Source organism: Acidobacteriota bacterium (assembly GCA_016208495.1).
Classification (GTDB): Bacteria; Acidobacteriota; Blastocatellia; order Chloracidobacteriales; family Chloracidobacteriaceae; genus JACQXX01.
This window is the reverse complement of the sequence record JACQXX010000019.1, coordinates 46,092-59,328: the sequence shown is the minus strand read 5'-3', so window position 1 is coordinate 59,328 and position 13,237 is coordinate 46,092. Positions and strand designations below refer to the sequence as shown.

The window sequence follows — 13,237 nt, the reverse complement described above, 5'->3', positions numbered from 1 at the left end:
TCCGTTCTGTCACGTTGGCGACCTATCCTGTTTGCACAAAATCTAGGCTGCGCAGGCTGAGAGGAACAACCGACCGATCCCCCGGTTGCACCGGGGGCTACTTTCTCCCACTTGCTTCGCAGGCTGAAACCTGAATTCTGAGCCCATCACGGAAAAATTTACAGAAGGGGAAAATTTGAACCATCTGCTTGTGTTTTATGTCGCCCCTGCAGGGCTTTGGCCTTGATCTGACCGGGACCGGGGGCTGACGCACCCCGGCTATTCAATGCCGTCCCTGCAGGACTCCGATCCTTATCCTGGCGCTTATGGGCACTGGACCCTGGGGTATAAAGCCACCCCAGGCTACCTTATCGCTACCTCTTCGAGGTGCCGTCTCACCGAATTTTGGACGGTGCCCGGAATTGCCCAACCCCGCTACCGATGCCATTTGGTGCGCCGATCAATGCCCAGGGGCCGCTCGCCAGCAACCGACCTTGAATGCGGTTGTTGAGGGTGTCGCCAACCACCAGCGACGACTGTCCAGCGAAGGGGCCTGCGGCAAACTGGCAGATGGTAACACCTTCAGCCCGATTCACCTGGCCGAGTTGACTGCCAACCAATGCCAAAGAGGTTGAATTATTTGGATTGGAATTGGTCCAGCGCAGAATGCGGGAATTTCCCGTGTCGGCAACATACATATTGCCGGTGTTATCAACTGCAATTCCCTGAGGATTCTGGACTTTGTTGAGCGCTGACCCGGCGGTGGCGACGATGGTGCCGGACGTGCCGGTGAGCACCGTGTTGGCGTTGTTAATCCTGAGAATCCGGCTATTGGTTTCATCCGTCACAAAAAGCTCAAAGGCACTGTTGATGGCGAGCCCGCGTGGACCACTCACCTGACCGCTCGCGGCACCATTGGTGGCAATGATGACGCCAGCGCCAGGAAGACCACCCGTAAAGCGCATCACCCGTCCGTTTCCGGTATCTGAGACATAGAGATTGCCGTCCCGATCAAGTGCTACTCCTTGCGGTGACCGAACCTGATTTGGCGCTGAACCGACGGTGGCGAAATTACTCCAGTTTGCTCCGCCGTCGGTTGACCACTGGATGCGGTTGTTATTGGTATCGGCGACATAGATCACGAGCCCGGATGGATTGGCGGTCACCGCTTCCGGCGCCCGGAATTGACCGTTCCCTGAGCCAACCACACCGGTACCGACGAGTGACCACGTCGTTCCGTCAAAGCGTTGAATGCGGTTATTGGTTGTGTCGGCAACATACAGCACGGCAAATTCAACTGTTTCGCCAACCACAAGGGTGGCGGTGGCCGTGCCTCCTGAGCCGCTTTCCATTGCGGAAATCGGGTTGGTGGTGTTGACCTTGGTGCCGGTTGTCGCTCCAAGGACCGTCACGCTAAAGGTACAGCTTCCGTTCGCAGCAAGGTTGCCACTCCCATAAGTAATAGTGCCCGTTCCGGATGTCGCGGTCACTGTTCCTCCGCATCCATTGACGAGGCCATTTGGATTGGCGATCAGGACACCGCCCGGCAGTGGATCGGTAAAGGAAATTCCAGACAATCCACTGTTGCTGTTTGGGTTGGTGATCGTGAAGGTCAAAACTGACGTCTGACCAACCAGAATCGTGTCTGGCGTAAATGACTTGGTCAGTGTTGGCGGCGCAAGTGTGACGGTGCGGCAGGCTGAAAACTCTGAAGTGTCTTGGCTGGTTTGATCAGTCGCCGTGGCGGTGATGGTTTCCCCGAGTGTTGTCGCCATGGCCAGAGTGACGTTGATGGTGGCGTTGCCGCTGCCATTGGTCGTCATCACCATTGAACTGAGCAACACCTGGCCTTCGCCATTGCCTGAGCTATCACATGTCGGATTGGTAAAAAATTCAATCCGGAACGTCCGACCCGCCGTGCTGTTGAGTGTTCCCTGAATCTGGGTTGTGGTGCCGGTAAAGTAGGCGGCTGACAGAACCGGGAAGTTTTGCAGGTTGTTGCCGCCGCTGTCTCCGTCACCTGTGTCGTTGGCCTGGACGACGCCATCGTCACCAAGATCAATTCCAAGCAGCGTGTTGGCAAAAATCACATTGCTCAAAACTTGATTGCCGGTGCCGCTGGAGATGCTGACACCATTGCGTCCATTGGCTGTAATCAGATTGGCTTCACCGGCGCCGGTTCCGCCGATCAGGTTATTACTGGCGGCGCCAATTCCAACACCATTGTTCCCATTGCTTCGGGCGGTTGTCCCATCACTGGCCACGCCGATGAAATTCCCCTGGATTTGATTTGCGGTCGCGGTGTTGAAGATTTCAACGCCGTTGTGTTGATGGCCGGAAATCACGTTCCGGTCTGCGACCGTGGTGCCGCCAACCTGATTGCTGCTTGAACCATTGGCCAGAAACACCCCCCGTGGCCCGCCATTGGGGGCAAAGGTGCTGCCGTTTGCCTGGAGTCCAATGATATTCCCGGCAATCGTGTTGCTGTTTGAACCAGTGATATAGATGTTGGCATTGAGCGCCGTAATGGTGCCTCCCTGGCGGTGGTTACAGGAAATCACATTCCCACGAACCTCAGTGCTGCTACTGCCAGTCAGGAGTTCGATTCCAGCCAGAAGATTGCCTAAATCTCCAGTGCCGTTGACGGTGGTGCCGATGGAGTTGCCCACAATCTGGTTTCCGGTCGCTGCTCCCAAAATTGCCACACCGTCGCCGGTGTTTGCTGAAAGGATATTGCGTTCACCCGCTGTTGTGCCCCCAACCCTGTTGTTTGAACAACCATTGATGCGCACACCGGAAAAGGAATTCCCCAGCGCTGACGTACCGGTGACGTTTGTTCCAATGAAATTGCCGATGACCAGATTATTCGCCGCTGGTGCGGTGTTGATTGAAACGCCATCCTGGGTGTTTCCAGAAATGATGTTTCGTGCGCTCACCGTCGTGCCGCCGACGGTATTGCCAGAACTTCCAATGATTTCGACGCCATTGAGCAAATTGCCCAAATCAGCCGTGCCGTTGATATCTGTCCCTATGAAATTGCCGATGACTTGATTTCCAGTTGCCGCCGCACCCAAAATCGCAACGCCATCACCCGCATTGCCTGACAGAAGGTTGCCGGTGCCAGCCGTGGTGCCGCCGACCGTGTTGTTTGAGCAGCCGTTGATGCGCACTCCGGAAAATGAATTTCCTAATGCCGTGGTGCCGTTGACGTCCGTGCCAATGAAATTGCCGATGACCAGATTATTGGTGGCGGGGACAGTGTTCATTGAGACGCCATCCTGGGTATTGCCCGAAATGATATTGCGTGCACCCGCCGTTGTGCCTCCGATGGTATTCCCCGAGCTGCTGATGATTTCAACCCCAATCAGGGAATTCCCCAAATCAGCCGTGCCGTTGATATCCGTTCCAATGAAATTGCCGCTGACGATATGGCCGGTTGTATCAGTGGCAGTAATTCTGACGCCGTCCTGACCGTTGCCGGAGATGACGTTGCGTTCATTGGCCGTGGTGCCGCCAACCGTGGCGGTGTCGGCGCTATTGGTGATCAAAACACCATTCACTCCGTTTCCAACCGCAGCGGCGCCGGTGGCATTCAATCCAATAATATTGCCACGAATGGCGCTGGTGTCAGCCGTGTCGCCAGTGATTTCAATCCCATCGCTGTTATTACCGGAAATAACATTGCCAGGAGCGGTGCCCGGTGTCGTTGTCATGCCGCCAATTTGGGCGCCCGGTGTGTTGTCAACATTGATCCCATCCTGGGTATTGCCCACATCAAGCGTCCCCGTGATGTCCGTTCCGATGAAATTTCCCTGGATGGTGCTTCCGGTACTGGCCGTGCTGGTGAGCAACATGCCGCTGGTATCGTTGCCAGAGAGAATGTTGCGGTCGTTGGCAGTCGTTCCACCAATCAGCGTGTTGTCAGCACTACCGGAAATCTGAACGCCATTGAATGAATTGCCAAGATCAGCCGTACCATTGGCGCTCAGGCCGATGATGTTGCCGTTGATGGTGCATCCGTCCGCCGCATCGTTGGAAATCGAGACCCCATCGCTGTCATTGCCGGAAATGACATTGCCGGGTGCCGTTCCCGGCGTCGTGGTGCTTCCACCAATCTGACAGGCCGGGTTGCTGGTGGTGATGCCGTCCTGACCGTTGCCGAGGTCAGCCGTTCCATTGATATCTGTTCCAATATAGTTGCCCTGAATCATCGTGCCGGTCGAAGCCGTGCTGCTGGCATCAATGCCGTTGGCTGTGTTTCCAGAAATGATGTTGCGGTCGTTGGCCGTGCTGCCGCCAATCACGGTATTGTCGGAACTGGTGCCGACCAGGATTCCATTGGCTCCGTTGCCCAGGTTGGAAGTTCCCGCCGCCGTTAACCCAATGATGTTGCCTCGGAAGGTCGTTCCGTCAGCGGCATCGTTAACGATTTCAACGCCATCGCTATTGTTGCCTGAAATGACGTTGCCGGGGGCGGTTCCAGGTGTCGTGGTGCTCCCACCGATGGTGGTTCCTGGGGCACTGGTGTTGACAATGCCGTCATCGGTATTTCCCAAATCAACGGCGCCGGTCAGGTCAGTTCCAATGAAATTGCCCTGAATGACGGTTCCAGTAATCGCATTGTCGTTGACGTCAATTCCGTCGTCGTCATTGCCGGAAATCACATTGCGGACCGTGGCGGTCATTCCACCAATCGCGGTGGTGTCGGCGCTGTTGGCAATGCGGATTCCATCCTGGGTATTGCCAAGATCTGCTGTTCCCGCCGCAGTCAGGCCGACGATATTGCCTTGAATCGTGGTGCCGTCAGCCGGGTCATTTCTCACGTCAATTCCTTGACCGTTATTTCCGGAAATCACATTGCCCGGCGCCGTTCCTGGGGTCGTCGTCGTGCCACCAATGGCTGTTCCAGGGGCATTCGTAATCGAAACGCCGTTCACGGTATTGCCGAGATCCACCGCGCCAGTGAGGTCGGTGCCGATGAAATTTCCCTGAATCATTGTTCCTGCAATCACTGGCGTTGCCGCATCGGTAATTTCCACGCCGTCTTCATCATTGCCGGAAATCACGTTGCGGTCAGTTGCGGCGGTGCCTCCGATAGCAGTGTTGTCAGCACTGGTCGCGACCCGGACGCCATTGAGTGTGTTGCCCAAATCGGCATTGCCAGCGGCATTCAGACCAATGATGTTGCCACGAATCGTCACGCCATCGGCAGTGTCATTGAGAATTTCAACTCCCTGGTCATTGTTGCCGGAAATGACATTTCCTGGAGCGGTTCCCGGCGTCGCCGTACTTCCGCCAATAGCGGTTCCCGGCGTTGTATTATTAAAAATTCCCCGGCCTGTATTCCCCAGGTCACTGGCGCCGGTGAGGTCAGTACCGATGAAATTTCCCTGGATGAGCGTTCCGCTGATGTCCAGGTTGTTGACTTCAATGCCGTCTCCGTCATTGCCGGAAATGATGTTGCGGTCGCTGGCGGTACTGCCGCCGATGGTCACATTGTCTACACTATTGGCCAGCCCGATGCCATCAACGGTGTTGCCGAGATCAGCCGCTCCGGCAGCATTCAGGCCGACGATGTTGCCGCGAATCGTCGCTCCATCCGCCGTATCACTTGAGACATTGATCCCATCAACTGAATTTCCACTGACCAGGTTTCGCTCACCGACGGTCGTGCCGCCGATCACGCATGATGCGCTGGTGTTGCTGATGGAAATGCCAATCCGATTGGCCGAAGCCACGTTTCCGGTTGAATCTGTCCCAATCAGGTTATATTGAATGGTGATGTTGGTTGGGCCGGCAGCACGAATACCGATCCCGCTCGGGCTGGCGGCATTAAACCGGTTGACAATCAACCCTTTGACCACGCTGTTGTTGCTGTTGGCGCCAGTGAAATTGAGTCCATTAACGGCACCTGCGCTGGTGCCGTTGAGTTCAATCAACAAGGTTGGTGGCCAGGTGCCTGTGCTCGCACCAGGTTGGGTGGTGCCGTCAATCGTGACCGGGCGGGTAATGTTCGGCAATGTTGCCGCCAGGGTGATGGTTTGGACGCCGGCGCCCGCAATGTTGAACGAGATCATATCTGCCGCTACGGTGGCATTGGCATCCACAATTGCCTGTCGAAGCGTCCCGGTTCCGGCACCCGCCGCCGGGTTGACGCCGCCGTTATCGCCGGTATTGGTCACCACAAACGTCGCCAGCGGTTCAGTGACAAGTTTGGAGAGCGGCTGTTCGGTGTCGCTCAAAATTACCAGATCATCCAGGCCATCACCGTTCAAGCGCATCGGAAGTGCCGCAACTGGTGGCGTAAAAGCTGAAAATTCAACCAGTTCCGAATCCAATCCAGAATATGTGGAATCCACTTTTCCAACGGCTGTCAGCAATCGAAGCTGGCTTCCGGCACCAACCACCATCAGGTCATCCGTCGGAAGACTCGATGTTTTGGTGACCACAAGTCTGGCCTGAGGGATGATCTGTCCAAGCTGATGTGATTGCCATTGTTCCAGTGGGATTTGTGCTGGCAGGGCCACTGGACGGCGGGTTTCCGATGAAGATTCGTCCGATTCCGACAGTTCGCGCCGTCGTTGGTCAACATCATCGAGTACCAGAACTTCTCCACTTTGGGTTGAGAGGGCAATGTCATCGTGGGTGGTGCTGGTAAAACGGCCAGTCGCCACACTGACAACCGGTTCAGAAAAAACTCGTCGGGCTTTGAGTGCGGCGTCAAACGACGGTTCATTCAGAACCGAAAGGCGATCCCGGCCTTGGATGACTTGCAACTCGGTGCCAGCCGCCACGACCAGATCTGACCAGGAATCATCATTGACACGTCCCAGTGCCAGACTTGTTGCCGGGAAGGGAAGTGCAATGGTTTTCGGTGTGCCAAACAATCCGCGAGCGGTTGATTCAAAGACAAGTGCCAGGGCCTGGTCCTGGCGAGTGATTCCAACCACGATATCCTGTGCCCCATCCGGCTGGTTGATTTCGCCGCTCGCAAAGGCCGTAATCAGTCCATTTACCTCAATCATGAGTGGCGCTTCAAATCCACCCTGACCATTGCCCGCGAGCCAGAACAGCGCCGTTCCGCCCTGGGCCGCCGTTACGAGATCGAGCCGACCATCAACGTTAAAATCTCCCGTTCCAACGAAGTGGGCTGGCTGTGGGATCAAAACTTCCGTCCTTGCCGATAGGAATGGCTCATCTGAAAACGTTCCAGCCTGTTTGTGAGCCTGTGCCGCTGGTGATGTCGGGTAGCGTGCATCCATATTTCCAGGATGCAGGCGCACGATTCCTTGAAAGCCATCGGTGTATGTACTGATGAGATCTGGCCATCCATCCCCGGTAAAATCTCCAGCCGTCAGTGCGAGCGGTGCCAGTCGAGCCGTCGAAGTATTTTCAGCCGTCAGCGTCAATTCGCCACTCAGCGGGCGGCCATCCGTCACATTGACATAGGGGTTCCCATGCCCAGCCGCAAAGAGCGAAATAGGGGAGGCTTCAGAATATTTTGGAGCTTGAGAAAATGAAGCGGCGGCAGGTTTATTGACCGGGAACCCGTGCCATCCGAGCAGCAAACAGCAACTCAGACTGAGAACAAATCCAATGGCAGGCTGAAACAAATGTCGGGAAGCAGGACGGCTCTGGCTTTGAGGGGAGGGCATACGATTTGGCTCCAGGGCAAACCTGGCCAGTCTTCCGGGGGAGAAGAACCTGACCAGTATCGGTTGAGGAGGAAGACATGAAGCAACCAGGGGCCGGCGCGGCAAACCCTACCCTGATTGAGTTCAGCGTCAAGTAACTGCGATGTTGTGGAACCTGGATAAAGGAAAAAGAGAGTTGAGTTTTTTGAGTGGAGCGGCGTCATCATATGCCGATTACCCGCAAATTTGAAGACAGGAAATCTCTTTGGAGTGGGCCGACTTGTCGGCGCTTTCATATTTGGCAACTTATCGCCAGTCCAGCCAGATTTGTCCTTGATTTTGACTTGATCAACAGTAATTGTTTGAAAGATTTGTTTGAGAAACCATCGCGATTGCCAAAAACACAACTTCACCACAGGAGCCGAACCCATGCGACAAGTTCAACAAGACACCTATTTTGTGCCCGTGATTCAAAACACGCCGCCGCTGCCTTCGATTGACTGGAGTTTGATTGGTCAGCAAGCTCCGGTTTTACTCGACACGCCCGCCGGAGCGCTCCCCCAGGCCGACGTGATTCTCATAACCTGGTCGCCAACCGAATGGGCGGCCCTGGAGCAGGTTTTCTGCAACAGCAACAGCACGATGCCTTATTCAGAACAAAACACCGCCTACTGGAGCGGCTGGCAGATATACAACTGGGGTATGCCGCCCTATTCAGGGTCAGATCCCTGGCTTTATTGGGGATATTACCGGCTGGTTCAAATCCAGGGGCGGAATGTCCTGCTGTTTAAATCAAACACGCATTATCCCTGGCCGGGGCCGACCTATCTGGAGCAAATGGTTACCAATCTGATTGCAGCGGTGAAGCCATCCCTGGTGCTCTCAACCGGAACGGCTGGCGGAGCCCAGGTGTACGATCACACCGGAACAGTGCGGGTAGTTCAGGCCGCGACACTTCACCTTCCGGATGTTCCGCAGCCAGATTGGCCGACCTATCGCAATGACTGGCTTGCCAACTGGTCAGTTCTGGAAGCCCCAAATTTTGACTATTTGCTGTTTCCGGTGCCGACGACTGAATCGGACCTGGAATCAATTACTCAGCAGTTTAATCAGTATTACAGCACGGACTATACGCTGAGTGATTTCGACCCTGACAATCTTGATATGGGGGACCCGATTCCGTTGATTTACAACATGACACCCGAGGGGACTTCGTTGTTGACGACGGCTACTTTTATTGTTGGAAACACGGAAGGGAACTTTGCTGATTTTGCCTGTATTGAGATGGATGACGCCATTGTGGGGCTGGCCTGTTGCACCCAGGGCATGGCCTTTGGGTTTGTGCGAACCCTTTCGGACCCGGTGTCAAATGCCGCGCTGCCCGTTGATGTACAGAGCAACTGGGGAAGCGCTTTGTACAATGCCTATGGGTTTTACGTCAGTTTCAACAGTGCATTGACCGCGTGGGCGATTATCAGTGGGCAGTTGGGGTGAGCGAGCTTCCGGGTTCCGCGCTTCCGGGTTTTCGAAAAAACAAAAAGGACAAAAATTCGAAACCCTGGAACCCGGAACCCTAATTCTCAAAATCCATCGTGCTGGATGAGGTCCAGAGATTCCAGTACAGTCCATTTTGGGCCAGCAATTCGGCGTGGCAGGGCTTCCTGGTTGCAAAAAACCTTTGTTTGGAATCAACGAGAGCGAAATGGGTTGATTCATTCAAGGAACTGATGTTGTAAGTACCGTGTCATAAGTTTCCTGAGATATTGGATTTGGGAAGTGCTTGATTTTTTTCCGTGTTTTCCGTGGTTAAAATGTCTGGAAATTTTCGGTAAGGTACTTAATTGACTTCCAATCATGCACAAATGTGTTTCAGCCTTCTGAGGTTTTATCCTGGTACAATGGGGATACTTATGAAAAAGCAACTAATGCTCAAACAATTTACATTAATGATCCTACTGCTTATAAGTACCTTGTCATAAGTTTCCTGAGATATTGGATTGGGTAAGTGTTTGATTCTTTTCGTGTCGTTCGTGTGTTTCGTGGTTAAAATGTCTGGAAATTTTCGGTAAGGTACTTAGGATTTTATACCTGGAGCAGTTCCATAAGTAAGAAAACTTATGCCAGCCAGTTAACCCAATCTGCCGTCACCCCGCAACAGCCTCCGCTTCCAGGGCTGCTCTCTGCGTCAGATCAGCAAATTACTGAAATTAAAGCCTTTTTAGCGCACCAATCCTCGTTGTTAAATGCAGGCAAAGTAGGCGAGCACTATTTATCATATTTTACCAGCCGATTTTTGCGGTCAAATTTATTGGCCTTAGGAATTAAGCCAGAAACAGATCCAAAAGAGCTTGAAAAACTGCTTACTGCTAAATTGGGCAAGATTGATCAAAGAAAAGAAACTGCCCTTCAACATATGAAAGACTTAGCCAATGGTACTTTTTGGACAACTCCAGATCGCACCGAAGTCCTTTGCATCACTGAGCAGGGGGGACGAGACTGGTTCAGAAACGATGAGGGAAATTGGCGGACGGCAGAGGAATCAGGATTACTCTTTTATTTTAGTCGCCAGGCTTACAAATCTAAAAATTATCAAGAGGCAATCGCTTATATTCACGAGGCCACAAAACGCGGCGAAGATGATGCCATCATGAACTATGATCTGGCCTGCGACTATGAACTTCTGAACCAAAGGTCCAAAGCTCTGGCCGCACTTTCAAAAGCTCTGGATAAAGGGTACTCAAGCTGGCCGCACGCACGCTTCGATCCAGATTTAACCCGATTACGACAATCAAAGGAATGGTCAAAACTGGAGAAGCGGTTGAAAAAGAACTGGGACGAGATGCTGAAAAAGAATGCTCATCTCTATGATCCTGAATTGTTTACAATGTACAAAGAAGACCAGGCTGAACGGATCCCGGAAGAAATAAATTGGAAGGTGGTATCCAGGCACGATGAGCAACGACGCGCCAAAGTCAAGCAATTCATCAAAGCAGGTCGTCTGAAAACAGGACACGATTATTATCATGCCGCCATGATTTTCCAACATAGCTTGAAATCCGAAGATTATTTGATGGCTCATCAGTTCTGCAAAAAAGCACTTGAACTGGATCCAAACGTCGAGCAGGCCAAATGGCTTTCAGCCGCGACCTGGGATCGCTATTTATGGTCGGTTGGGAAGCCTCAAATTTACGGTACCCAGTCAAAAATGGAAAACAATCAGTGGACGGTTGAACCCTTTGACCAAAAGGCTGTAACTGACCAGGAACGAGCCCAACTGAATGTTCCTTCAATCCAGGAAACATTGGAAAATCTCAAACGGCAAAACGAACAGTTAAAACGTGGGAAGTAAAGGGGACTGTTTTGTCATTACAGTGACTCGTTTCTTATCCCTCTCCGGTATTATTGAGTTTCAATCGCAGTGACAAACAAATCCTGTTCGCCATTGAGGTTTGATTGGATAGCATTCGTCAACGGAAAATTGGAGGATCGGGTCTGGCCGAAAAACACCACTCGCCCAGTTGCGGAAAGTAATGGAAAGCCGTTGAGTTCAAGCGATGTTCCACCTACACAGGTTGAAAAGGAAACTGTGCCCTGGGCACCAAGCCGCGTGATAAAAAAGTCGAGGTCAGAGGTTGATTGAGGTTGTTTGCTGCCTCCGTTGACCAGTGGGAAATCAGTCGAATTGGTCTCACCAAAAAGGTACGCATTTCCTGACTGATCAACGGTTAATCCATTTCCTGCCAAAAGTTTATCTGTTCCATTCCCACCAATGTATGTCGAGTAAACAACCGTGCCGCTCGGCGAAATACGCAACACAAAGAGGTCGGCTTGTGTGCTCCGAAATGGGTTCACCAGTGGAATATCACTTGAAGTTGTTTCTCCGGTCACGACAAACGAACCGTCCGGGGCTTCAACGGCATTGGTAATCAGATCCAGGCTGCTTCCGCCAAGGTAGGTCGAAAAGACAAGTTCACCTTGCGGGTTCAATTTTGTTACTTCCACATCAGCCGCGCCGCCATGTTCGGGCTGGAAGGCATTGGCCACCGGATAATTTCCCGACCAGGTTGTACCGATGACATACAAATTCTGACCGGAATCAATAAACCCACGCCCGAGTTCTTCACGGGCACGTCCGCCCAGATAGGTACAAAAGATCATCTCTCCCGTTGGTGAAAGTCGAGCCGCAAAGTGGTCTCCACCGCCAGTGCTGACTGGCTGGGCAGCGTTGCGTGTGCCAAAGTCAGTGGAAAGCGTGTAGCCATTCACGTAGATAAACCCTGCTGCATCAATGCTTAATCCGTTGGTGTAGGTCGCCGGTAATCCAATGTGTTCGTTGCTGCTGCCACCCAGAAGCGTCGAAAAAACCACACCGCCGATGACATTCAACTTCGTCAGAAAAATATCTTCTGCCCCGCTATAAGCGGTTTGAAACGCATTGACGGTTGGATAATCAACCGCGTTGGTAATCCCGAAAACCACTACATTGTCTGATTGATCAAGGGCAATACCGTGGACCAGATCGGGAGCACCGCCGCCAAGGTAGGTTGAATAAATCGCTTTTCCACGCGCATCGAGCTTCGTTACAAAGACATCAGTTGTGCCCCGGCGTTTTGGCTGGAAGGCTTTTTTGGTCGGAAATGAACTGGAATCGGTTGTGCCAGCCAGGACGACATTTCCCGAACGATCAACTTTCATGGCCACGAGGGCTTCGGTGTTGTTTCCCGTTCCGCCAAGCGGCGTCGAAAACACCAACTTCCCGGCTTGATCAAGCTTGGTCACAAACACATCAATCTCTCCGTCACGGTTTGGATCATCCGTTTTTTTCTGGAAGGCGCGCTTTTGTGGGAAGTTGGCCGAAAGCGTTGTGCCGGCAATAAACAGATTGCCGGCAAAGTCGAGTTCAAAGGCTTTGAATTCTTCGTTGGAGCGGCCTCCGAGATAGGTCAAAAACACGAGCCCTCCGAACGGGTCTAGCTTGGCGACAAACAAATCACGGCGTCCGCCATTTTCTGGCTGGAAGGCTTTGGCCGTGGGCAGGTTTTTCGCCGTGGTTGATCCAACCAAATGGAGCGAGCCTCCGGCATCAACTCTGGCGTCGTGGATCGTCAGGAGTTCGCGTCCGGCAATGTAGGTCGAATAAACAAGTCTTCCGGTTTGATCAAATTTCGTCACCGTTGCCCCCGGCACGGTCGGGAGTGTCAGCGTGGATTGAAATGCATTCAGGGTTGGAAAATCAGTCGAACTGGTTGACCCAATGACATAGCTGTTTCCTCCCGCATCAGCCAGCGTCGTCACAATAGATTCGCTGCTGTTTCCACCAAGATAGGTTGAAAACGTCGTTTGGGCGACATTCGGAGATTGTTTCAGGAGCGGTTTTCCACTTGCGATCCACCTGCCAAATCCAGGCTGAAAGACACACATTCCAATTGCTGCAATAAGGGTAACCCATTGTGAAAATTGGTGTTTATTATTCATCATAAAAATGCGCTCCTTATAATCTGGTTGTAATAAAGTGTTTGATAAAGATCTGAGTTCGTGTGCAGCCGCCAGGAGTGAAAAGTACCTGACGGAGGAGAATGATTCTATCGTGTGGATGGTTGGTTCGCCTGAGGCATTACACCACG

4 protein-coding genes are annotated in these 13,237 nt (G+C 52.7%); 2 read left to right on the top strand and 2 right to left on the bottom strand.

Annotated features, from left to right (window positions below):
• Positions 1-374 precede the first annotated feature (374 nt).
• On the bottom strand, positions 375-7,634 hold the full coding sequence (locus tag HY774_03395; GenBank protein ID MBI4747502.1) for a DUF11 domain-containing protein: 7,260 nt from the start codon (positions 7,632-7,634) through the stop codon (positions 375-377).
• A gap of 408 nt (positions 7,635-8,042) precedes the next feature.
• On the opposite strand from HY774_03395, the gene HY774_03390 reads away from it, so the two are divergent.
• Both HY774_03390 and HY774_03385 read left to right on the top strand, forming a co-directional pair.
• Positions 8,043-9,107, top strand: a complete 1,065-nt coding sequence (locus HY774_03390; protein ID MBI4747501.1) for a hypothetical protein — start codon at positions 8,043-8,045, stop codon at positions 9,105-9,107.
• A gap of 919 nt (positions 9,108-10,026) precedes the next feature.
• Positions 10,027-10,962 carry a hypothetical protein gene (locus tag HY774_03385; GenBank protein MBI4747500.1) on the top strand — a complete coding sequence of 312 codons (936 nt, stop codon included), beginning with the start codon at positions 10,027-10,029 and terminating at the stop codon, positions 10,960-10,962.
• A gap of 50 nt (positions 10,963-11,012) precedes the next feature.
• Here HY774_03385 and HY774_03380 read toward each other — a convergent pair whose 3' ends face one another.
• Positions 11,013-13,091, bottom strand: a complete 2,079-nt coding sequence (locus HY774_03380) for an SBBP repeat-containing protein (protein ID MBI4747499.1) — start codon at positions 13,089-13,091, stop codon at positions 11,013-11,015.
• Between the last annotated feature and the right edge of the window lie 146 nt (positions 13,092-13,237).